We start from the raw sequence: 22,133 nt of genomic DNA on the forward strand, positions 1-22,133 counted from the left end.
GACGTCGTCAGGGCCCGCCAGGTCGACCTCGTCCTCGACTGCCTCGCCGACGCCGTCCTCGACCGCGACGGTGTCGCCCGACGGCATCCCCACCGCCGAGGCGCCGACCGCCGCACCCGCACCGAGCACCGTCGACCTGGCGACGACGTGGTCCCCGCCGCTCGACATGCCCACTGCCGGCCGACTGCTGCGGGTCACGATCCCGGCGACGCGTTCGCACTTCACCGCCCGCGACGCCCTGCTGTACCTGCCGCCCGCGGCGCTCACCACCGACCCGCCCCACCTGCCGGTCGCCGTGCTGCTCTCCGGACAGTCCCGCGGGGCCGGGCCCGAGGACGTCGAGACCGGCGGGCAGATCGAGGCGACGATGGACGCCCTCGCTGCACTGCACCGCGGACTCGCCCCCATCGTGGTGGTCCCCGATCAGCTCGGCCCGGCGTCCGCGAACCCGATGTGCGTCGACGGGCCGCTCGGCAACAGCGCGACGTACCTGGAGCAGGACGTCCCCGCGTGGATCACCGCCCACCTGCGCGTGCAGACCGGGGCTGCGGCGTGGACGATCGGTGGCTTCTCGCAGGGTGGGACGTGCGCGATCCAGCTCGGAGCCGGCGACCCGGACCGGTTCGGCAACCTGCTCGACGTCTCGGGTGAGCAGGGACCGTCACTCGGGTCGGTCGCGAACACCGTCGCCAGGGGGTTCTCCGGCAACGCGGCCGCCTGGCGAGCGGCGCAGCCGGCAGCGCTGATGTCGGCGCACGGACCGTACCCGGCGACCTGGGCGTTCTTCGCCGCGGGGGCCGCCGACCACACGTACGGCCCGGTGATGCCCGTGCAGGCGGCACGCGCGCGGGCAGCCGGGATGCACGTGGCGACGTGGGTGGTCCCCGGTGCCCGACACAACTGGACGACCGCACGGGTGGCGCTCGCCGCTGGTACGGCGTGGCTGATGCCGCGGCTGGGGCTCGCGCCCACCGGGTGAGAGCACACGCTCGATCAGGCGGTGAGCGGGCGGGCGGGTCCGTTCAGTCGAATGCCGCCAGCGCATCCGCGAGCATCCGATGCCCCTGCGCCTCGAACCGGTCGTCGTGGACCGTGAACGCCCACACCGCGGTGCCGACGGCCTCGCGCAGCTGCAGCCACCGCCAGGCGTCCGGCTCGCGCGGGTCCGCTCCGTAGCCCTCGAAGAACGCCTGCTCGAGTGCGGGGTCGTCCTGCCAGTGCAGCACGGCGAGCCGCGTCAGGTCGAAGGCCGGTGGGCGGAGGGCGAACCGTCCGAAGTCGATGGCCCGGAGCCGTCCGTCGTCGACGATCCAGTTCCGCGGATGCCAGTCGCCGTGCGTCGGCACGAGGTCGACCGGGCCGGGCTCGAAGGAGACGAGGAGGTCACGGGCCCGCGCGGCGACCGCGGCGGGCACCCGGTGCGGAGTCGCCAGGGCAGCGATGGCCTTGGCCGACTCGGCGCGCATGAAGCCGTCGTCCCGTGCGGCGTGCTGGTCGTGGAAGCGGCGCAGCAGCGCTCCGGACTGCCGGTGCACGTCGGGGGCGTGCTCGTCCGGCGTGCCGAGGGCCAGGTGTCCCGGCACCCGGTCGAGCACCAGGACCCGGAGGTGTTCCTCGGCGGCGACGAGACAGCCGGTGTCGCCGGACGCGACCAGCCCCGCCGTCCACTGCCGGTGGGCGCGGAGCTCGCGGGGGAAGTGGGTGTTCTCCGGCCCGGCGGCCTTCACCGTGACGTCGTGGTCGTCCCCCACGACGTGCAGCACGACGGTGTCGAGCAGCCCCCACGAGTCGTCCGACACGACGGTCGCCCCCGGGACGGTCCGCCGCACGAAGTCGGCCTGCGCGTCGTCCAGTCCCTGCAGTCCCCTTTGCACCCCTTCACCCTACGACGGCGACGCGCGCGTCGGAGGGACAACCCGAGCCGTGGCACCGAGATCGCGTCGGTACCGTCGTCCCCATGACGGCATCAGCGGACACGGATCACAAGCGGCGCGGCGGATGGCTCCCCGGCCAGGACGACCTCGAGGCCTGGATCGAGGGGCATCGCGAGCGCGCGCGGGCCAACCGTGACCGTTCGCTGCATCCGTCCGTCGCGGCCTTCCGGCACCTCTTCGACACCGATCCCGTGATCCGGATGGGGATGACCCGGATGATCGAGCAGGTCCCGCACGGCAAGCGGTACCAGAAGCGGCACATCGACGACGTCGACGAGTACTTCTCGCTCATCAACGAGGTCCTGACCACCGCACCCGCATTCAGCGACGGCGGCATGGTGACGACGCCCTTCGCCGCGATCCTCGACTGGACGATGGCCACCCCGGCCGGGTTCGCCGTGTACCGCGACCCGAAGGTGAACGCGGCCCTGAAGGAGGTGCTGGATGCCTGGGCGGAGTTCCTCGACAGCCCGGCTTCGCTCTCCGTGATCAGCGACGGACCCGACGGGTGGAAGTCCGCGAAGGCGCAGCAGGTCGTCGGTATGGATCAGTTCGAGCACGACCCTGATGACGAGCACTGGGGTTTCACGTCCTGGAACGACTTCTTCATCCGGCGGTTCAAGGCTGGCCAGCGCCCGGTGGCAGCGCCCGACGACGACGCCGTCGTGGTGAGCTCGAGCGAGTCGACGCCCTACGCGATCGCGACGAACGTGCAGCGACGCGACGAGTTCTGGATCAAGCGGCAGCCGTACTCGCTCGAGGACCTCCTGGCGAACGACGCGTCCGTCGACCGGTTCGTCGGCGGCTCCGTGTACCAGGCGTTCCTCAGCGCCACGAACTACCACCGCTGGCACAGCCCCGTCGCCGGCACGATCGTGCGCGCGTTCGTGCAACCCGGCACGTACTTCTCGGAAGCGGACGCTGAAGGCGAGGACGCCACCGAGCCGAAGGACTCGCAGGGCTACCTGGCGCACGTCGCCGCACGGGCGATCATCGTCATCGAAGCCGACAACCCGGTCCTCGGACACGTCGCGGTCGTGCCCGTCGGGATGATCGAGGTCTCATCGTGTGTCATCGGGGACGACATCGTCCCGGGGAGGCATGTCGACAAGGGGGAGGAGCTCGGCTTCTTCCAGTTCGGTGGCTCGACCGAGTGTCTCGTCTTCGAACCCGGCGCGATCGACTCGTTCGCCGTGCAGGCCTTCCCAGACCCGCAGCGCCCAGCCCTCGTGCACCTGCACACCCAGATCGCGACGGCGGCCCGGGAACGCTGAGGCGGCCTCCGCTGCGGCGACGAACGCTACCGCGTCGGTACGGTCCCGAGCAGGACCTCGGGCAGGAAGTGCTCGAGCACGATGCGCGCGACCTGTGCCGAGGGCTGGTCGTCGGTCACGACGACCAGCTCGTCCAGGTCGGCGCCGTCCTGCCGCGCCTGCAGGTCGGCCGAGCGTTCCAGGTGCCACCGCAGTTCGTCGGGACGGTCGCTGCCGTACCGGAGCCGCAGCCGAGCCTCCAGGGTGTCCGGCGACGCGACCAACCGGGCCGACCGGACGGGCTGCCCGACTGCCCGCTCGTAGCGCTCGACGTCCTGGCGGTCGGCGAGCACCCCGCTGAGCACCAGCTGTCGGGGACCGGTCTGGCGGTAGTTCGCCCAGACCGCCGCGATGTTCCTCGCCTCGGTCGCGGTGTTGTCCGGGTCGTCGGCCGCCACCGGCCAGGAACGGTGGAACCAGTCGACGTCCATCAGGCTGAAGGGCTGCTGCGCCGCTGCCAGCAGGGTGCCGAGATGGTCGAGCACTGCCGTCTTGCCGGCCCCGTAGGCGCCGTTGACGAAGAGCGTGAACGACAACGTCGTCACCCGCCTCAGTGCTCGGTCAGCGCTGCTGCGTAGGCGCGCACCGACCGGTTGTAGCGCGGCAGGGTGGGCTCGACGGCCTCGATCGCGACGCGGAGGGCTTCGTCGTGTCGCCCGGCGCTGTGCAGGGCCAGTGCGAGGAACACCCGCGGGGCGGTGCCGGTCGCAGGGTGCTCGGGAGCGTCGTCGAGCATCGCGATCGCCTCGTCCGTGCGTCCGAGGTTGCGGAGGGTCGAGGCGTGCTGGACGACCATCTGGGCTGCTCGCGTCGGGTCCACGTCGGGCAGGCCGGCTGCTGTCGCTGCGGCGTAGTGGACGTCGGCCTCGGCTTCGCGACCGCCCGAGTCACAGGCGCCGCCGAGCTCGAACGCGCCGATCGCGGGATGCTGGGCGGCGTCGGCGAGTCCGCGCATCCGGTCGATGCGCTGCTGGTCGTCGACGGTCTCGTCCGCCCAGAGCGCGGCGACGGCGCGCTCCCACTCCGTGGTCTCCATCCGACCAGTGTGGCGGATCAGCCGAACGTCCCGCGATGGACGTCACCGCGCGGTGGTGGTGGTGGTCCCGATCACGGAGAGCAGCCGCAGCCGGTCGGCGCTCTCGCTCCCCGGCTCCGCCGTGTACACGAGCAGCGCATGGGAGCGCTCGGGGTCCTGCAGCACCTGACACTGCAGCGTGAGCAGCCCCACCTCCGGGTGCTGGTAGTGCTTCTCCTCACGCGGGCGGATGCCCACCTCGTGCCGGGCCCACACCGTCCGGAACTCCTCGCTCCGCTCGAGCAGGACCTCGGCCAGGTGCGCCGCGCGGGACTCCGGCCCGCGGCGGGCGATCACCATCCGCAGCCCCGAGGCGTACAGCCGAGACATGAACGCGTGGTCCTCGACCGGGTGCAGCGCGCGCGCCCGCGGCTCGGTGAACCACCGGAAGCCGATGCTCCGCGCGTCACCGCGCCGCGTGGTCGCGTCGCCGGCGATCGCGGCGGCCAGCGGGGTCTGCTGCAGGGTCTCGCCGAGCTCGGTCACCACCTCGGCGGGGGTGTCGACGAGGCTGTCGAGGATCCGCATCATCCCCGGCTCGACGTGGTCACCAGCAGGGCCGGGAGGCGGTGGCTGGTGTCCGGCGAGCCGGAACAGGTGGTCGCGTTCATCGATGGTCAGTCGCAGGCCCTGCGCGATCGACGCCAGCATCTGCTCGGACGGCTGCGGCCCTCGCTCACGCTCGAGCCGTGCGTAGTAGTCGACGGACATGTTCGCGAGCAGCGCGGCTTCCTCGCGGCGCAGGCCGTCCGTCCGTCGACGTTGCCCGCGCGCGAGGCCGACGTCCTCGGGCTGCAGCGCGGCACGACGACCGCGCAGGAAGTCGGCGAGGGCAGGTCGATCGATCACACCGGCCATCCTCCACCGGAGCGGACCCCGAAGCCACGGATCGTCAGGCCGTGGATGCGGATCCGGGTCGGGAGCAGCATCGGTCCCATGACGAAGCAGCGGGAAGTCCTGACCATCCCCGACCTGACCGGGCAGCGGGTCCTGGTGACCGGCGCGAGTGACGGGATCGGCCTCGGCATCGCGGCGCGGTTCGCCGCGGCCGGCGCCGAGGTGGTCATGCCGGTCCGCAACCGCGGCAAGGGCGACCACGCGGTCGACCGCATCCGACGGGACGTCCCGGGTGCGCGCCTCCAGATCGAGGACCTGGACCTGTCGTCGTTGGCGTCCGTGGCGGCGCTCGCCGAGCGTCTGTCGGCCGACGGCACCCCGATCGACGTCCTGGTGGGGAACGCGGGGCTGATGAACCCGCCGGAGCGCGGGGTCACCCGCGACGGGTTCGAGGTGCAGTTCGGCACGAACCACCTCGGTCACTTCGCCCTGGTCAACCGGGTCCTGCCGCTGCTGCGCGCCGCGCAGGGACGGGTGGTGATGCAGACGAGCGTCGCCGCGCGGCGGGCCTCGATGCAGTGGGACGACCTGCAGTTCGCCGAGCGGTACCACGGCATGCGTGCGTACTCGCAGTCGAAGCTGGCCTGCGCGCTGTTCGGGTTCGAGCTGGCCCGCCGGAGTCGAGCGAACGGGTGGGGCATCACGAGCGCGGTCAGTCACCCCGGCGTCGCGCCGACGGCGCTGCTCGCGGCGCGGCCCGAGGTCGGTCGGGCGCGGGACACCCCGGAGGTCCGGGTCATCCGGTGGCTGTCGGCTCGCGGACTGCTGGTCGGCACCGTGGAGACCGCTGGTCACTCGGCACTGCTCGCCGCGACCGCCGCGGACATGGACGGCGGCTTCACCGGCCCGACCGGCCTGGCCGGGGTCGGTGGTCCGGCCGGTCGGCAGGAGCTGTGGGCGCCGATGCGGAGCGTCGCGGACGCGGAGCGGCTGTGGGCGGTGTCGGAGGGGTTGACCGCGGTCAGCTGACCCAGACGTTCGGCGCGATCGCGTGCAGGTCCTCGCCGCCCGGGAAGCCGTCCGGCGCCAGGGCGACCACCCGTCCGTCGTCGCCGCTCATCGACACGATGATCGACTCCGGACGGATGTCGGTGGAGCCGCACATCGCCCAGTTGTCCGTGCTGTCCGGGTCGGCGTTCCACGACAGCAGGCAGGCCCCACCGTTCTTCGACGCACCCACCCAGTAGACGGTCCCGTTCTGCACCACCGCGCGGCGCTGACTGTTCGGCACCAGGTCGTCCGGCGCGTCGACGGTGCTGTCGGGCAGGACGTCGTCCGCCGAGGCCGGGCGGTCCAGGATCGCGAGGTACCGGGAGGGTTCCGGTCGGACGGCGACCCCGGTCGGGCCGGAGACCGTCGAGGTCGGGGCTGGCGTGGTGGCGTCGTCCGCCGTGCAGCCGGTCAGTGCCACCGCTGCCGATGCCACGACGAGCGCGATGACGCATCCTGTGGTCCGCATGATCCCCCCGGAGTCGTTGGTGCTGCACGCTAGCGCAGGTCGTGCTCTCCATGCACGCGTCCGGCCGCATCAGGGGGGTGAGGGTGAAGCCTGCGCGTCGCAGGGCTGCCCGTTCCCCGAACAGGGGTCGCTCGTCGTGTTCGGATTGCGTGCAACACCGGAATGATGGTGAAGGTGACGATCACGGCCATCGCGCCTGCCGGACGGGCAGTGCACCACCAGGACACGCCGTTCGGTCGAGCCTGGGCTGCCTTCAGTCGAGCCGTCCTCGACGAATCGGCGGTTGCAGCTCTGAGGTCCACTGCGAAGATGCGCTCCGTCTACCGACCTGCAGCCCTCCGCAAACGCGTCCGGAAACTCGCCCCAGATGCGCTCCATTCGGCTCCGAGCGAGATGTGGATCGACATCCTCGATGCGGCATCCGTGGCTGAGACTGCGTACGCGGTGGGGCGGCTGCGGTGGGAACTGGACGACCTGGCGGGCTCCATCGGGGTCTTCCGATCGGCCACGGAACTCCCGGCGGGCGAATGGGCGTTGGCTGACTCGCTGCTCTGGGCCGGCTGCGTCGAGGAGGCGGAACGACACTTGCGAGTGATCGCGAGCACTCCTGGTCCCTACCGGCCGTTCGCCCGGGTCCTGCTCGCCACCGAGTTGTCGGACGCGGGTGCTGCATCGTCGAGTGACTACGAGACTGCGGCTCGTGGTGCTCTGGAGGTGTTCGGCGAGGGGCCGTCGCAGCAGAACTTCGCACGGGCCTTCCACGCGCACGTTCGCGGAGTCGACGGCCCGGATCCGTCGGGACCGCGCCGCGGCAGCGAGGCGCTCCCGACAGGAATCCGATCCGAGGGATCGGTCCGAGGATGATGCCGCGCCGGGCGCTGCCGTGGTCCGTGAACTTCCTCGAACTCAGTGAGCGAGGAGCTCGGGTCGTCCGTCGGTTCTGCCGGATCACACGACTGGACCGCTTCGCATACGTGACATCAGATCGATTTGTCCAAGTTGGCTTCGAAGTCGAAGCTGCCGAAGAACTCCTGAGGTTCATCGAAGCGTCGCCGCTGCAGGGCCAGTCAGGTCTCGCGGACATCATGCGTGACTTCCTCGAGAAGCAGCCTCCCAGGGACCCGGCGGCATGAACTCGTGGTAGAAGGAGCAGAGGAGGCACTCGTTGAAGAAGGCGCCGACTCGCTACGTTGCGAGAAGGCGCCGGTAGGGTCAGTCTTGATGAGGCGTTTTAGCTCGGCACTCTTGCTCACAGCGGTTGTCCTCGCGATTCTAGCCATTGCTGGCTTACCATTACCTCCACTCTATTCGCGGATCGGTGGAATTATCCCACTCGAAGAAACGCGGTCGCAGCTGGAAGCCTGGTCTACTGCGGGAGGGTTCATCCGGTACGCGTATTCCACGTGGATCTGGGCAGCAGGTGCTGTTGCTCTTACCAGCGGGGGCATCCTGGCCCGTTATGCTCCGGTTGTGCGACGCATCCTCGAGGTGCGCCCGATCGCCGCACGCATTCTTACTCCCCTCTCCGTGTTGGTCCCTGCACTTCTGGTCTATTCTCTCCCGCCGCTAGTACTCGCCACCGGCCGTTTCCCACAGTCCAACTACTTGAGGCAGGACTGGGCACTCAGCAATGTCATTGTGTACGCAGGAGTCCCCTGGATCATCACACTGATAGCTTCTGGAATACATGCTACCGGCATTCCGGCCGCGGCGAGAGCTTCTAGGCATGGCCAATGAAGCGATGGCTTGGCTTCTGACGCCCGCGGATTGGGGATAGGGGCACGGCGAACTCCTCCACCATATAAGGGGTGACCTTGAATGACATTGAGTCAGTTCTTAATGAGTGCCTCGACGGGGTAGCCCGGCGTATCAAAAGGTCGAAGCGATGGGTCATCGACGGTGAAGACTTTGACACCGTTCTGCATCTTCAGGGGTCCCGCTATGGCGCTAGAAGCTTTTTGAATATATTCCTCGTTATACCGGGCTCCGTAGAACCGGAACCGGATGTGACTTCGCGCGTTGATGCGTGGCTCCCGGAAGCGGGATTCGACGACATCCTATGGGAAGACAACCCCACCCTGAGGCAAGACCTCCGAAACGCGGTGGAGGGAAAGCTGATACCTCTCATCAAAAACTTCTCAACCGCATTTTTCCGTTTTGACGAGGGGCAGGAATTGTTAGACAATGCCTTTGTGTCAAAAGGGGTCAATATTAGTAGCTCGGCACTCTGCGTTGGGAGAACTCGACTGCGAGGAACAGCGGGTTGTCGGCAAAGTGGTCGAGGCGGGGCGCGACCGAACCTTCATCTTCCCTGCAAAGAGCCTCGAGGAGCAAGGAGCCATGGACAACGTCATCGGATTGTTCGATCAATCACTACGGGCAGAGGGCTACCGGCGGAAGGGGCGTCGTTGGTTTGTCGAAAAGGACGAGTTCAGGGTGGCGTTCTACGTGCTCAAGTCACGTTTCGGTGCCGAGTACTTCGTCGACATCGAGCTGACCTTGCACGGTTCTCAAGACGTGGATGTATCTACTCGAGTTGACTACTGGACAGGCGACGTCGGCCTTTCGTTCCGTGCCGACGACCCGCTTCTGCAAACGAAGATCAGTGATTTCATCGAGCAGCAGGCGATGCCTCTGGTGCGGCGACTGAACGCGGACCTGCTGCGATCATCCGAGGGGGCGAAGATCCTGCGAATCGCCTACGTGAGCAAGAAAGCCTATGGGTTCTTCGAATTCGAGGGATAGCGACATCGATGGCCAGCAACGTAGTGGAGCCCAGATGGAGTCACGTCCGCGCCACGGGGCGATTTGCCCGCGTACTCAGCGGGTGTGTCTCCATCGTGATGTTCGGTGCCGTGTCGAACGGCGTCTTCGGCCTGGGGGGGGGCAGGCCTTCCCAGGGCGAACTGCTGCTGTGGGGTGTCGTGACAGCAGGGCTCGCCCTGATCGGGGTCCGGTCGTTCATGATCGGTGTCTGGATAGGACCAACGCAGACCCGAGTCCGTGGGTGGCTCATCTCGATCCGCTTCGACAACCAGGAGTTCCGACGTGTGTCGAGCGTCGGCTACAGCGGGCTCCTCAACGAAGGCAACCTCGATGGGTCGGCTCGACATCTCAAAGCCATGCTCTTCCACGTGCAGGAGACCCGCGGTCCTCGTCAGTACTACTTCGCCGGCTTGATCGCGTTCAAGAAGACTTCGGAACGGCAGGTCTCCGAGATCGAGCAGCGGATCGTTGCAGCGCAGCAGCACGCGACGAGCTCGAGGGACAGCAGGGCACGATGACGCGGTACGGCTCGGAGGTGTACCGCGTGCCCGGGACGAGGATCGGGCCGATCGCGATCGCCCTGTCGTTCGTGGCCGTCTTCGGCGCTGGCCTCGCAGTCTCGATCGTGGCCTTCGGCTGGGACGCCAGCCACGTGGGCATCGCCGTCGGGCTTGCGCTCTGGGTCGTCCGCGCCTGCACGATGGGTGTCCTGACGTCGGCGCGCGGGATCACGGTTCGATCGTGGCTCTTCACGCGGACGTACCTGTGGGATCGCGTCCACGGGTACAACACCGAGCCGTACAGCGGGACCCTCAACGGCTTCGGGACCTCGTACGATCCGGTCTTCCGGCGGCGCACGCGGATGCTGACGTTGCGCGTCGATCGGCGATGGAGAGAGTTCCCCTCCACGATCTGCTCACGGCCGACCGCGAAGCGCATCCGGGACGAAGTCGAGGGCCGGCTGCGAGAACACGAACCGGGACGTGAGCGGATCGGCGGCGCCTGAACCCGCCGGAACTCGCCCGCGCGCCGCCCGCTCAGGGGAGCGGACGGGACAACTCGGACGCGGCGACGTCCCCGCCGAGGATCCGGCCGGCCGCCCGCAGTCCCGACAGCAGCGCCCCGTGCACGGTCGCGGGGTCGTCGCTCCACGTGGCCTCACCGGCGAGCTGCACGGGCCCGCACGGTGTGCCGAGCAGGTCGTGGTCGTCCGGGGACGCTCCGACGTGCAGGTACGAGTACGACCCCCGCGCGAACGGGTCGGCCGCCCACCGGGTGATCCGCACGGCGTCCGGTGCGGGGACGGCATCACCGAACATCCGGCGGAGCGCGTCGAGCCCCTCGGCCACGATCGCGTCGTCGGACAGCGATTCGAGCCGCCGGGCTCCGGCACCGCCCACCAGTGCCGCGATCACCGGGGCACCGGTCACGCGGGACATGTCGTACCAGGAGTGCCAGTCCACGCCCGCGGCACCCTGCTGCCGGAGCACCCAGTCGGAGCCCCAGAACCGCTCGGGGAAGCGCAGGAAGACCTTGTCGTAGACGCCGAACCCGAGCCGGTCGAGTGCACCAACGACCGGGGAGGCCAACGGCGGCGAGAACGTGACGTCCCCGGCCTGCAGCACCCCGAGCGGGACGGTCACGACGACCTGAGCCGCCGAGACAGACGAACCGTCGGCCAGGCCGATCACGACACCACCGTCGCCGCTGGTCACCGACCGCACGACGGACCCGAGCCGCACGTCGAGCCCGACGGCCAGCGCCGCGGCGAACTGCCCGTACCCGCGGGGGAACACGACCTCGTCGCCGGGCACGTGCTCGTCCTCCAACCCGTGGGCGTCGAGGTCGGTGACCGGCGCCCCGCAGAGGTCCTCGGAGCGGTGCGCCATGTACTCGGTTACGCGGTCAGCGCGCGCGCCGGTCCACCGGAGCTCCGACAGCGCCGAGGAGACGGCGGCCGCGTACGTGGTCCCCGACGGAACGGCATCGATGACGGTCGGCAGGAGCGCGTCGACCCGGTGCAGGTCCGCCACGAAGCGCGCGGCGGCGTCACCGGAGAGCGGCGCCCCGGACGGGTCGTGCCAGGCGATCGGCCGCCCGTCGAACTGGAAGCTGCCGACGGTGAACTCGACGGTGTCGATCCCGAACGACGGCGCGAGCGCCCAGAGCGGATTGCCGTCGATGCCGTGGATCCAGGACGCACCGAGGTCGACGGGCACACCGAGCGCGCCGTCCGTCCAGGTCCGACCACCGATGCGGTCACGGGCCTCGAGCACGACGACCCGCTGGCCGCCCAGCGCGAGCGCCCGGGCACAGGCCAGCCCGGACACCCCGGCCCCCACGACGACGACGTCGACCGGCGCAGAGCCGTCCATCAGTGGCCTCCGGTCAGCGGTGCCATGACCCGCGCGGCGATGCTCGCCCGCCCGGTGAGCCGTTCCTCGCGGTCCGCCAGGTCGGTGGCGACCAGGCCGGCGTTCGCGCCGAGGAACCGCAGCGGCTCGGGCTCCCAGTCCGGCGAGCGGTGCCCGACCCAGGGCAGCGTGGTCAGGTCGGACCGGACCCCGCGCACCAGGTCGGCCAGGGTCCGTCCGGCCAGGTTGGTGGTCGACAGCCCGTCTCCGACGTAGCCGCCGGCGGTGCCGACGGAACCGTCCCAGGTGACGGAGGCGCACCAGTCCCGTGGGACCCCGAGCGGCCCGCCCCAGGTGTGGGTGACGGGCACGTCGGCGACGACCGGGAAGAGCTCGACGAGCGACCGTCGCAGGTGCTCGAACACCCGCGGCACCCGGTCGTAGCCGGGACGGATTGCGGACCCCCAGTGGTAGCGCGCACCACGACCGCCGAAGGCCAGCCGGTCGTCCGCCGTGCGTTGCCCGTAGACCAGCAGGTGCCGGTAGTCCGAGAACGTCTGCCCGTGCTCCAGCCCGATCCGGTCCCAGGCGGCTGCGGGCAGCGGCGCGGTCGCGATCATCAGCGAGTACAGCGGCAGGATCCGCCGCCGGGTCTGCGCGAGCTGCGCCCCGTAGCCCTCGGTGGCGACGACGACGGCGCCGGCCGAGACGGTCCCGCGGGTGGTGACCACACGCCCTGCAGCCCAGGACGTGGCGGGCGTGTGCTCCGCGATCACGACGCCCCGGGCCTCCAGGGCGGCGGCCAGACCGCGGACCAACGCGGCGGGCTGCACCCGGGCGCAGTCCGGCGTCCAGGCGACACCGACGGTGCCGTCCGCGTCGCCGGGGGCGGCGGGACGGTGGACCATCGCGTCGCCGAACGCGTCGGACGCCGTGACCTCGTCACGGGCCGCGCGGTCCTGGACCGCGGACCGCGCGTACAGGACGGTGCCGCCCTTGACGAAGTCGCAGTCGACGCCGGCCTCGGCCGCGGCACGGCCGACCTCGTCGACGGTCTCGCGCATGGCGCGGCGCATCGCGAGCGCGGCCCGCAGGCCGTCGTGCTCCGCGATCGACGCGGCGGACCGCGGGAACAGCGCCGAGCACCAGCCGCCGTTGCGTCCGGAGGCGCCGAAGCCGGCGATCTCGCGTTCCACGACGACGATCTGGAGGCTCGGATCACCCTGCAGCAGGTACCACGCGGTCCAGAGACCGGTGAGTCCACCGCCGATGACGCACACGTCCGCCGTGCGGTCGCCGTCGAGCGGCGGCCGGGGCGTCAGGTCGTCGCGGCCGGTGGCCACGAGCTGGTCCAGCCAGAACGAGACGCCCCGGTAGCCCGACACGGTCAGATCTTCGACGCGGCCTCGGACAGCACACTCCGCAGGATCGAGGTGATCTCGCGGAACTCCGGCTGCCCGATGGTGAGCGGCGGGGCGAGCTGCACGACGGGGTCGCCGCGGTCGTCCGCGCGGCAGTACAGCCCCGCGTCGAACAGCGCCTTCGACAGGAACCCGCGCAGCAGCCGCTCGGACTCGGCGTCGTCGAAGGTCGTCTTCGTCGCCTTGTCCTTCACGAGCTCGATGCCGTAGAAGTACCCGGCACCGCGGACGTCACCGACGATCGGCAGGTCGAGCAGCGTGTCCAGCTCGGCACGGAACAGCGGGGCGTTCTGCTGGACGTTGGCGAGCAGGCCCTCTTCCTCGAAGATGTCGAGGTTCTCCATCGCCACGGCGGCGGAGACCGGGTGCCCGCCGAACGTGTAGCCGTGGTAGAAGGTCGTGTCGCCCGTGGAGAACGGCTCGAAGATCCGGTCGCTGATGATCGTCGCGCCGATGGGCGAGTACCCGGAGGTCATCGCCTTGGCGCAGGTGATCATGTCCGGCACGAAGCCGTAGGTGTCGCAGGCGAACATCGTGCCGATCCGACCGAACGCGCAGATGACCTCGTCGGAGACCAGCAGCACGTCGTACTCGTCGCAGATCTCGCGGACGCGCTGGAAGTACCCGGGCGGCGGGGTGAAGCAGCCGCCCGAGTTCTGCACCGGCTCGAGGAACACGGCGGCGACGGTGTCGGGGCCCTCGAACTCGATCATCTCGCGGATGCGCTCGGCCGCCCAGAAGCCGAACTCCTCCTCGCTCTGCCCGGCAAAACCCATCTCGTCGGCGCGGTAGTAGTTCGTGTTCGGCACGCGGAGGCCGCCGGGGGTGAGCGGCTCGAACATCTGCTTCATCGCCGGGATGCCCGTGATCGCCAGGGCGCCCTGCGGGGTGCCGTGGTACGCGACCGCGCGGGAGACCACCTTGTGCTTCATCGGCTTGCCGCGGAGCTTCCAGTAGTGCTTGGCGAGCTTGAAGGCCGTCTCGACCGCTTCGCCGCCGCCGGTGGAGAAGAACACCTTGTTCAGGTCGCCCGGGGCGTGGTCGGCCAGGCGGTCGGCGAGCTCGATCGCGGCGGGGTGCGCGTAGGACCAGATCGGGAAGAAGCTCAGCGTCTCGGCCTGCTTCGCCGCCATCTCGGCCAGGCGCTTCCGCCCGTGCCCGGCAGCGACGACGAACAGGCCGGAGAGCCCGTCGATGTAGCCCTTGCCGTGGCTGTCGTAGACGTGGTGCCCCTCGCCCCGGACCATGATCGGCACGTCGGCCCCGGCCTGGTTGGCGCCGTGCCGGGCGAAGTGCATCCACAGGTGGTCGCGGGACTTCTGCTGCAGGGCGGCGTCGTCCACCGGTGCGGACGGGTCGTAGGAGCCGAGGCGGGTGGGTCGGTCTGTGATGGTCATCGCGTTCCCCAGTCGTAGAGCTGTTTGCGGAGTTGCAGGTAGACGAAGGTCTCGGTGGCGGTCACGCCCGGGATGGCCCGGATCGTGCTGTTGAGCAGTTCGATGAGGTCGTCGTCGTCCTCGCACACGACCTCGACCATGAGGTCGAAGCTGCCGGCGGTCATGACGAGGTAGTCGACCGCCGCCAGCTGTTCGAGTGCGTCGGCGACCGTTCGGGTGTCGCCGTTCACGCGGATGCCGATCATCGCCTGCCGGTGGAACCCGAGCTGCATCGGGTCGGTGACCGCGACGATCTGCATGACGCCGGTCTCGGTCAGCTTCTGCACGCGCTGCCGGACCGCCGCCTCGCTGAGACCGACCGCCTTGCCGATCTCGCCGTACGGGCGGCGCCCGTCCTCCTGGAGCTGTTCGATGATGCGCTTGGAGATCTCGTCGATCGGTCCCGGACGTCGTGGTGCTGCCGCCATGCCGCTCAGCTTGGCAGTACAGACCCGGTCCTGCAAGTGATCCGGTTGTGAACTTCGTGTTTCGCAACGATTTCCGTTGTCACAAGTGCTTCCGTGACGATCCGATCCGTGCCAGTATCACCGCCATGTTCGACACCGAGACGACCACGCTCCGGAACTTCGTCGGGGGTGCCTCCGTCGAGTTCGCGGGAGAGACCGTCTTCGACCTGGTCGACCCGGTCACCGAGGACGTCTACGGCAGCTCGCCGGTCTCCACCGCCGCCGACGTCGACGCCGCCTTCGTCGCAGCGTCGAGAGGGGCCGAGACCTGGCGTCGCACGACACCGGGGGAGCGCCAGCTCGCGCTGTTCCGGATCGCCGACGCGATGGAGTCCCGGGCGGAGGAGTTCGCGGACCTGGAGTCGCAGGACCCCGGGAAGCCCCGGGCGACGCTCGTGCAGGACGAGATCCTGCTCTCCGTCGACCAGATCCGCTTCTTCGCCGGCGCCGCCAGGAACCTCGAGGGCCGGAGCGCGGGCGAGTACCTGGCCGACCACACGTCGTTCGTCCGGCGCGAGCCCATCGGTGTCGTCGCTCAGGTGACCCCGTGGAACTACCCGCTCAACATGGCGGTGTGGAAGGCCGCACCCGCCATCGCCGCCGGCAACGCCACGGTCCTGAAGCCGAGCGACACCACCCCGCTGTCGACCCTGCTGCTGGCCGAGGTCGCCGCGGAGTTCCTGCCGCCTGGCGTCCTCAACGTCGTGCTGGGGGACCGCAGCACCGGCGCCGCCATGGTCGACCACCCGACACCGCAGCTCGTGTCGATCACCGGGTCGGTCCGCGCCGGCATGGAGGTCGCCCGCGCCGCCGCCGCGGACCTCAAGCGCACGCACCTGGAACTCGGCGGCAAGGCCCCCGTGATCGTGTTCGACGATGCGGACATCGCGGCCGCTGTGAAGGGCATCGTCGCCGCGGGCTTCTTCAACGCCGGTCAGGACTGCACCGCCGCGACCCGGCTGCTCGTCCAGGACGGCATCCACGACGAGTTCGTCGCCGCCCTGGTCGCCGAGGCCCGCGCGACCGCCCAGACCGGCCCCGACGCGGCCTCGCCGTACTTCGGACCCGTGAACAACGCCGCACAGCTCGCCCAGGTCCGCGACTTCCTCGACACGCTGCCCGACCACGCGAGCGTCGCGCTCGGCGGCCAGCGGATCGGCGACCGCGGCTTCCACCACGAGGCGACCATCGTCACGGGGCTGCACCAGGACGACCGGATCGTCCAGCAGGAGGTGTTCGGCCCGGTGCAGACCGTGCAGCGCTTCCGGACCGAGGACGAGGCCCTGCGCCAGGCGAACGGCGTCGTGTACGGCCTGGCGAGCTCGGTGTGGACGACCGACCACGCTCGGGCGATGCGCTTCGCCCGCGACCTGGACTTCGGCTGCGTCTGGATCAACACGCACATCCCGATCGTCGCCGAGATGCCCCACGGCGGCTTCGGCCACTCCGGGTACGGCAAGGACCTGTCGCAGTACGGGTTCGACGACTACACCCGCATCAAGCACGTCATGTCCCACATCGGTTGACCCCGACCCACCGAGCTCCAGGAGGCACCATGGCAGTGACCGGCACGTTCGCGGAATCGGGAGCCGATCTCCGGCTCGAGCAGATCACCAAGTCGTTCCCCGGGCACACCGCGGTGGACGCGCTCGACCTGACGGTGCCCGCCGGGTCGTTCTTCGCGCTGCTCGGGCCGTCGGGCTGCGGCAAGACCACCACGCTCCGTCTGGTCGCCGGGCTCGAGGAACCCACCAGCGGCAGCATCCTGCTGGGCGGGAAGGACGTCACCGAGACCAAGCCGTACCAGCGCCCGGTCAACACCGTGTTCCAGAACTACGCGCTCTTCCCGCACATGAGCGTGCTCGACAACGTCGCCTTCGGCCTGAAGCGACGCCGCATCCCGGACCCGATGACGAAGGCACGTGACGCCCTGCGGCTCGTCGAGCTCGAGGCGTCGGCGTCGAAGCGTCCGGCGCAGCTGTCCGGCGGCATGCAGCAGCGCGTCGCCCTCGCCCGCGCGATCGTCAACCGGCCGGCACTGTTGCTGCTCGACGAACCCCTCGGCGCCCTGGACCTGAAGCTCCGGCACCAGATGCAGCTCGAATTGAAGACGATCCAGGCCGAGGTCGGGCTGACGTTCCTGCACGTCACTCACGACCAGGAAGAGGCGATGACGATGGCCGACACGGTCGCCGTCATGAACGGCGGCCGGATCGAACAGATGGGCAGCCCGCAGGACCTCTACGAACTGCCCCGCACCGCGTTCGTCGCGAACTTCCTGGGGCAGTCGAACCTGCTCGAGGGCGAGGTCACCGGGACCGACGCCGGACTGGTGGTCGTCCGGACCGCCGCCGGCAGCCTCGCCGTCCCGAGCGCACGGGCCGTCGCGACGTCCGGCCGCGTGGTCGTCGGCGTCCGCCCCGAGAAGCTCAAGATCCGCACCGCCGAACCGTCGCACGAGTCCGGACGCAACATCCTCGGACCGGGACGCGTCGTCGACGTCTCGTTCTCCGGCGTCAGCACCCAGTACCTGGTCGACGTCCCCGGTGCCGGTCGCGTCGCCGTCTTCGCGCAGAACTCCAAGGGCGGACCCCGCATCCCCACGGGGACCGAGGTCTGGCTCACCTGGGGCGTCGACCACGGTTTCGGTCTGGAGGCTCCCATCGTGTCCAACCGGACCGTCACCACCCAGCCCGCACCGGGCCTCCAGACCGGTCAGCCCGCCACCGCCGGTGCGGTCGCATGACCGCCGGACCCGACCTGCTGCGCGGTCTCACGTCCGCCCGCGTCAGCCGGCGTGGCCTGCTGGCCGGCGGCGGGGCCGCGGCGCTCGCCGCCCTGCTGACCGGGTGCAGCATCAAGGGGTCGGCCGGGTCGCAGGGCGACCCCGTCGACTGGACCGCGTTCTGGCGGGACGCGAAGCAGACGAAGGACCTCAACTTCGCGAACTGGCCGCTGTACATCGACTCCGACCACGGCAAGTCCGAGTCGCTCCGGCTGTTCGAGCAGGAGACCGGCATCGCGGTGGACTACCAGGCGGTGATCCAGGACAACGCGACGTTCTACGCGACCGTGTCCCCGATCCTGCGGGCCCGGGGTGCGACCGGGTACGACCTCGTCGTCATGACCAACGGCTACGAGCTGACCGAGATGATCAAGAACGGGTTCGTCTGCCAACTCGACGCGTCGCGGATGCCGAACTTCGCCGCCAACGCCTCCGACTCGGTCAAGAACCCGAACTACGACCCCGGCAACCGGCATTCCGTGGTGTGGCAGACGGGGTTCACGGGCCTGGCGTACAACCCGAAGTACACCGGGCGGAAGATCACGTCGTTCCAGGACCTGCTCGACCCGGCGTTCCGCGGCCGCATCGGGCTGATGAGCGACAACACCGAACTCGGGTCGCTCGCCCTGCTGGCCCTCGGCATCGCGCCGGAGACCTCGACCCCGGCCGACTGGCGTCGCGCGCAGGAGTGGCTCCGGAAGCTCCGGCCGAACGTCGCCGGCTTCTACGACCAGAGCTACATCAACCGGTTGGAGAACGGCGACACCTGGATCACCCAGGCCTGGTCGGGCGACGTGTTCCAGGCCCAGCAGTCCGGCTTCCCGCACCTGGAGTTCATCACGCCGGAGGAGGGCCAGATGACGTGGCACGACAACATGCTCATCCCGAAGCAGGCCGCGAACCCGCTGTCGGCGCTGACCTGGATGGACTTCTACTACACGCCGCGGATCGCCGGGATCGTCGAGGACTACGTCAACTACGTCTGCCCGGTCCCCGGCGCCGAGGACTACGTCCGCGACGAGCTCAAGGACGCCACCGTGGCCGACAGTCCGCTCGTGTTCCCGTCAGCATCGGTGCTCGAGCAGTCGCACGAGTTCCGCGTGTTCGAGAACTACGACGAGTACTCGGAGTGGAACGGCATCTTCAACGCGGTGGTGCAGTCGTGAGCGCTTCCGGGGCCGTCGGGCTCGCACCTGGGCTCGGGCCGGCCGGCGCGACACCGGTCCGCCGCGGGCGCCGTCGCAGCACGCCGTTCCTGCTCGCGCTCGTCGGGACCGCGTACCTCTGCGTGTTCTTCGTGATCCCGCTCGTGTCTGGGCTGATCGTCTCGCTGATGTCCGGCAACCCGGACGACGGGTACACGTTCACCTGGAACTTCGGCATCTACTCGTCGCTGTTCGTCGACCCGCAGGTGCCGTACCTGACGTTCCTGCTCCGGTCGCTCTGGTACGGCCTGGCAGCGACCCTCGTGACGATCATCGTCGGGTACCCGGTGGCGTACTTCGTGGCGTTCCGGGTGTCCCCGCGGTGGAAGAGCCCGCTGCTCATGCTCGTGTTCATCAGCTTCCTGGTGTCGTTCGTCATCCGCACCGACATGTGGGCCTTCGTGCTCGCGTCGCAGGGGCCCGTCGTCGCCGCGCTGCAGGGGATCGGGCTGGCCGGCAAGGACTTCCACATCCTCGGCACCAGCGGAGCGGTCATCTTCGGGGACGCGTACAACGACCTGGCGTTCATGGTGCTGCCGATCTACGCCGCGCTCGAGCGCATCGACCCGCGGCTCGGCGAGGCGGCGAACGACCTGTACGCCGGCAGGGTCCGGGCGTTCTGGCACACGACGCTGCCGCTGTCGCGCTCGGGCATCTTCGCCGGGGTCCTGCTGGTGTTCATCGACTGCGTCGGGGACCCGGTGAACTCGGCGCTGCTCGGCGGCACGAACACGTACACGATCGGGCAGGCGATCCAGGACGCCTACTCCGGCAACCAGCAGTACAACGTCGCCGCAGCCCTGTCGACCGTGCTCATGGTCGTGCTCGGCATCATCCTGTTCATCTACGCCCGGGTGTCCGGCACCGACGACCTCGAGGACCTCGTATGACCGCCGTCGCTCCCGCCCGCTCGACCGTCCCGTCGTCCCCGACCACCGAGGCCCTGGCGACCGGACCCCGTCGGCACGGCGTGAACCGCCGTGGGCCATGGCTGGCGATCGTGTACTGGGTGGTCATCGCGATCACCCTCGTGCCGATCGTCGCCATGGTCGTGTACTCGTTCAACGACGCTCCGACCAACCGGCTGTCGTTCGCGTGGAACGGCTTCACCACGTACTGGTACGCCAACCTGGTGAACGTGTCCGGGCTCGGGTCGGCGTTCGTGACCTCGGTCGTCGTGGCGTTCCTGGCCGCCATCGTGTCCGTCGCGATCGGGCTGCCGCTCGCCCTGGCACTCGAGCGCTACCGGTTCCCCGGCCGCGGTGTCGTGAACAGCGTCGTGTTCGCCGACATCGCCGCGCCCTCGATCGTCGTCGGGTCCGCGTCGCTGTCGTTCTTCCTGTCGATCGGGCTCGGCACCGGGTTCCTCACCGTGCTGCTGACGCACGTGGCCTTCGACGTCGCGTACGTCGTCGTGGTCCTCCGGGCGCGGATCGCCGGCACCTCGCGCGTGCTGGAGGAGGCCGCCGGCGACCTCGGTGCCACGCCGTTCCAGGCCTTCCGGCTGGTGACGCTGCCGCTCCTGGCGCCGGGCATGCTCGCCGCGGGGCTGCTGGCCCTGGCGATGTCGATCGACGACTACGTGATCACGTCGTTCGTCGCTGGGCCCGCGGTGACCTTCCCGCTCTTCGTGTACGGCGCCGCGAAGGCCGGGATGCCGCCGCAGGTGCTGTGCTTCGGGACGCTGGTGTTCGCGGTGGGGCTGCTCGTCGCGCTGCTCAACGGGGCGCTCAACCGGCGGTTGGCCCGCACGCGCGGCTGAGCGGCGCCTTACGTCACGGCAACACCCGCTGCCCTTGACTCGTCACAGTTCCCCGCACACGGCGGGGAACACGAGACGAAGGACACCACCATGCTCACCAAGAAGACCCCCCTCATCATCGGCGCCGGCCTGCTCGTCGTCGGCGCGTCCGTGTTCGGCGCCGTCAGCGCGAACGCCGCCGACACCACCGCTCCCGTCACCTCGAGCGTCGACGGGACGCAGTCGGGCGTGCCGGCGCAGACCGCCGACCAGGGTGCGACGTCGGCTGATGCCGGGTGGACGACCACCCAGGACGGGTTGTCCGTCAGTGGTGCTCCCGGCACGCCGCAGGGCGACAGCGCGCCGGCAGAAGCGGCGTACTGACCGGCACCGCCTGCAGACGGGAGGCCCGGTGCCAGCTGGCACCGGGCCTCCCGTCCGTCGCTCGACCGCCCGGAACGTCCCGCACCGGCCAGCGCTGGTGCGGGACGTCCTTGTCTCAGTCCTTCCGGGCCAGGTCGACCAGGAGCCTGGCGAGGTTCACGAGCAAGCTCGCGACTCCCCACCAGGGCACCCGACGCCCGGACTCGGCTTCGGTGTCCTTCGACATCGAGACCACCTCCGGTGTCAGCGCCGGCGGACACGAGGAGCGGGGACCGGGACGGGCGTGCAGTCGGGCCGGGGCCCGGCTACACTGAACCCGAGCATCAGACTCGGGAACGGTTGTTGCCCGTCCCGCCGTCTCCGCGTGGATGAACTGGCCACTCGGGGAGCAAACCGAAGCCCATCACCGTTGCAGCGGTGGTGGGCTTCACGCTTGCCCCAGGGCCACCACCCGGCGGTGTTGAGGCCCATGAGTCCAGCCTACGTGGCATTTCACCGGACACTCTGGTCTCGTACGCTCGGTGGATGGACGTCATCGAGGTCGACGAGCGCGACAGCACCTGGGAAGACCACCGTCCGCGATTCCGCGTGTACCTGCAGCGGCCGTCCGGCGACGTCCATGCCACTCAGACCTTCGACCTGACCGGGGCGGACGCCCTGCAGGCGATCGACTGGGCGCAGCGTCAGGCGGCGTCATCCGGCATGCTGTGGGCCCTGGCGCTGGTCAGTACGGACAGTCGAGGACTGCGCGGACTGACCTGGCTGATGGGGATGGACGCCAACGACCCACCGTCCGACGACCACGAGGTCGACGTCGCCGAGCGGATGCGTACCCGCATGACCATGCCCGTCGTCGTCCCCACGGCGGACGGCTGGCGGCCCTGACGGCAGGTCGG

At 69.8% G+C, this 22,133-nt stretch carries 23 protein-coding genes; 14 read left to right on the forward strand and 9 right to left on the reverse strand.

Going from position 1 to position 22,133, the window contains the following annotated elements; genetic code table 11:
- Nucleotides 1-979 (forward strand): esterase family protein (locus BIU90_RS08245; protein WP_217640902.1); only part of this gene is annotated, 979 nt, incomplete at its 5' end.
- 43 nt (nucleotides 980-1,022) lie between these two features.
- Here BIU90_RS08245 and BIU90_RS08250 read toward each other — a convergent pair.
- Complete coding sequence (locus tag BIU90_RS08250; RefSeq protein ID WP_254786978.1) at nucleotides 1,023-1,874, reverse strand: phosphotransferase; 852 nt, start codon at nucleotides 1,872-1,874, stop codon at nucleotides 1,023-1,025.
- A gap of 83 nt (nucleotides 1,875-1,957) precedes the next feature.
- On the opposite strand from BIU90_RS08250, the gene BIU90_RS08255 reads away from it, so the two are divergent.
- Nucleotides 1,958-3,208 carry a phosphatidylserine decarboxylase family protein gene (locus tag BIU90_RS08255; RefSeq protein ID WP_071299717.1) on the forward strand — a complete coding sequence of 417 codons (1,251 nt, stop codon included), beginning with the start codon at nucleotides 1,958-1,960 and terminating at the stop codon, nucleotides 3,206-3,208.
- A 26-nt stretch (nucleotides 3,209-3,234) separates the two neighbouring features.
- On the opposite strand, the gene BIU90_RS08260 is transcribed toward BIU90_RS08255, so the two are convergent.
- From BIU90_RS08260 to BIU90_RS08270, 3 genes are read right to left on the reverse strand one after another with little or no spacing between them, the layout of a single operon-like run.
- A complete protein-coding gene (locus BIU90_RS08260; protein ID WP_083403793.1) occupies nucleotides 3,235-3,792 on the reverse strand; it encodes a hypothetical protein in 558 nt (185 codons plus the stop codon).
- A 5-nt stretch (nucleotides 3,793-3,797) separates the two neighbouring features.
- Entirely contained in the window at nucleotides 3,798-4,283 is a 486-nt protein-coding gene (locus BIU90_RS08265) for a tetratricopeptide repeat protein (RefSeq protein ID WP_071299718.1), read from the reverse strand.
- A 42-nt stretch (nucleotides 4,284-4,325) separates the two neighbouring features.
- Nucleotides 4,326-5,171 (reverse strand): helix-turn-helix transcriptional regulator, encoded by an 846-nt coding sequence (locus BIU90_RS08270; protein WP_071299805.1) that lies wholly within the window; start codon nucleotides 5,169-5,171, stop codon nucleotides 4,326-4,328.
- A gap of 87 nt (nucleotides 5,172-5,258) precedes the next feature.
- Between BIU90_RS08270 and BIU90_RS08275 the strand changes: the two genes are divergently transcribed.
- Nucleotides 5,259-6,188, forward strand: coding sequence for an SDR family oxidoreductase (locus BIU90_RS08275; RefSeq protein WP_071299719.1), 930 nt, complete (start codon nucleotides 5,259-5,261; stop codon nucleotides 6,186-6,188).
- Here the strand turns inward: BIU90_RS08275 and BIU90_RS08280 are convergent.
- A complete protein-coding gene (locus BIU90_RS08280) occupies nucleotides 6,181-6,678 on the reverse strand; it encodes a hypothetical protein (RefSeq protein ID WP_071299720.1) in 498 nt (165 codons plus the stop codon). The two genes, BIU90_RS08275 and BIU90_RS08280, sit on opposite strands and share 8 nt — an antisense overlap.
- 174 nt (nucleotides 6,679-6,852) lie before the next feature.
- Here BIU90_RS08280 and BIU90_RS08285 point away from each other — a divergent pair, with 174 nt between their 5' ends.
- The 4 genes from BIU90_RS08285 (at nucleotide 6,853) to BIU90_RS08305 (ending at nucleotide 10,450) form a co-directional block, all read left to right on the forward strand.
- Nucleotides 6,853-7,542: a hypothetical protein gene (locus tag BIU90_RS08285; RefSeq protein ID WP_139195176.1), complete on the forward strand. Its 690-nt coding sequence runs from the start codon at nucleotides 6,853-6,855 to the stop codon at nucleotides 7,540-7,542.
- Nucleotides 7,543-8,910: 1,368 nt separating this feature from the next.
- Nucleotides 8,911-9,423 carry a DUF4304 domain-containing protein gene (locus tag BIU90_RS08295; protein WP_139195177.1) on the forward strand — a complete coding sequence of 171 codons (513 nt, stop codon included), beginning with the start codon at nucleotides 8,911-8,913 and terminating at the stop codon, nucleotides 9,421-9,423.
- A gap of 179 nt (nucleotides 9,424-9,602) precedes the next feature.
- The gene (locus tag BIU90_RS08300; protein WP_217640903.1) at nucleotides 9,603-9,962 is read left to right on the forward strand and encodes a hypothetical protein; all 360 of its coding nucleotides are present in this window, start codon (nucleotides 9,603-9,605) and stop codon (nucleotides 9,960-9,962) included.
- Nucleotides 9,963-9,988: 26 nt separating this feature from the next.
- Nucleotides 9,989-10,450 carry a hypothetical protein gene (locus tag BIU90_RS08305; RefSeq protein ID WP_139195179.1) on the forward strand — a complete coding sequence of 154 codons (462 nt, stop codon included), beginning with the start codon at nucleotides 9,989-9,991 and terminating at the stop codon, nucleotides 10,448-10,450.
- Nucleotides 10,451-10,481: 31 nt separating this feature from the next.
- Here BIU90_RS08305 and BIU90_RS08310 read toward each other — a convergent pair whose 3' ends face one another.
- The 4 genes from BIU90_RS08310 to BIU90_RS08325 are packed head-to-tail and all read right to left on the reverse strand — an operon-like array spanning nucleotide 10,482 to nucleotide 15,083.
- Nucleotides 10,482-11,819 (reverse strand): NAD(P)/FAD-dependent oxidoreductase, encoded by a 1,338-nt coding sequence (locus tag BIU90_RS08310; protein ID WP_071299726.1) that lies wholly within the window; start codon nucleotides 11,817-11,819, stop codon nucleotides 10,482-10,484.
- Nucleotides 11,819-13,183 carry an FAD-binding oxidoreductase gene (locus BIU90_RS08315; protein ID WP_071299727.1) on the reverse strand — a complete coding sequence of 455 codons (1,365 nt, stop codon included), beginning with the start codon at nucleotides 13,181-13,183 and terminating at the stop codon, nucleotides 11,819-11,821. The genes BIU90_RS08310 and BIU90_RS08315 overlap by 1 nt, the downstream gene beginning before the upstream one ends.
- 2 nt (nucleotides 13,184-13,185) lie before the next feature.
- Entirely contained in the window at nucleotides 13,186-14,616 is a 1,431-nt protein-coding gene (locus BIU90_RS08320; protein ID WP_071299728.1) for an aspartate aminotransferase family protein, read from the reverse strand.
- The gene (locus BIU90_RS08325; RefSeq protein WP_071299729.1) at nucleotides 14,613-15,083 is read right to left on the reverse strand and encodes an Lrp/AsnC family transcriptional regulator; all 471 of its coding nucleotides are present in this window, start codon (nucleotides 15,081-15,083) and stop codon (nucleotides 14,613-14,615) included. The genes BIU90_RS08320 and BIU90_RS08325 overlap by 4 nt, the downstream gene beginning before the upstream one ends.
- A 125-nt stretch (nucleotides 15,084-15,208) precedes the next feature.
- Between BIU90_RS08325 and BIU90_RS08330 the strand changes: the two genes are divergently transcribed.
- The 7 genes from BIU90_RS08330 (at nucleotide 15,209) to BIU90_RS18660 (ending at nucleotide 22,122) form a co-directional block, all read left to right on the forward strand.
- The gene (locus BIU90_RS08330) at nucleotides 15,209-16,648 is read left to right on the forward strand and encodes an aminobutyraldehyde dehydrogenase (protein ID WP_071299730.1); all 1,440 of its coding nucleotides are present in this window, start codon (nucleotides 15,209-15,211) and stop codon (nucleotides 16,646-16,648) included.
- Between the two features lie 29 nt (nucleotides 16,649-16,677).
- Nucleotides 16,678-17,868: an ABC transporter ATP-binding protein gene (locus BIU90_RS08335; RefSeq protein ID WP_071299731.1), complete on the forward strand. Its 1,191-nt coding sequence runs from the start codon at nucleotides 16,678-16,680 to the stop codon at nucleotides 17,866-17,868.
- Nucleotides 17,865-19,073 carry a spermidine/putrescine ABC transporter substrate-binding protein gene (locus tag BIU90_RS08340; RefSeq protein ID WP_071299732.1) on the forward strand — a complete coding sequence of 403 codons (1,209 nt, stop codon included), beginning with the start codon at nucleotides 17,865-17,867 and terminating at the stop codon, nucleotides 19,071-19,073. The genes BIU90_RS08335 and BIU90_RS08340 overlap by 4 nt, the downstream gene beginning before the upstream one ends.
- Entirely contained in the window at nucleotides 19,070-20,002 is a 933-nt protein-coding gene (locus BIU90_RS08345) for an ABC transporter permease (RefSeq protein WP_083403794.1), read from the forward strand. The genes BIU90_RS08340 and BIU90_RS08345 overlap by 4 nt, the downstream gene beginning before the upstream one ends.
- Nucleotides 19,999-20,874 (forward strand): ABC transporter permease, encoded by an 876-nt coding sequence (locus BIU90_RS08350; protein WP_083403795.1) that lies wholly within the window; start codon nucleotides 19,999-20,001, stop codon nucleotides 20,872-20,874. The genes BIU90_RS08345 and BIU90_RS08350 overlap by 4 nt, the downstream gene beginning before the upstream one ends.
- Before the next feature lie 90 nt (nucleotides 20,875-20,964).
- Nucleotides 20,965-21,237, forward strand: coding sequence for a hypothetical protein (locus BIU90_RS08355; RefSeq protein WP_071299733.1), 273 nt, complete (start codon nucleotides 20,965-20,967; stop codon nucleotides 21,235-21,237).
- A 525-nt stretch (nucleotides 21,238-21,762) separates the two neighbouring features.
- Nucleotides 21,763-22,122, forward strand: a complete 360-nt coding sequence (locus BIU90_RS18660) for a hypothetical protein (RefSeq protein WP_071299734.1) — start codon at nucleotides 21,763-21,765, stop codon at nucleotides 22,120-22,122.
- Nucleotides 22,123-22,133: the final 11 nt, after the last annotated feature.

This window comes from Curtobacterium sp. MCBA15_001 (assembly GCF_001864835.1).
In the GTDB taxonomy this organism is placed as follows: domain Bacteria; phylum Actinomycetota; class Actinomycetes; order Actinomycetales; family Microbacteriaceae; genus Curtobacterium.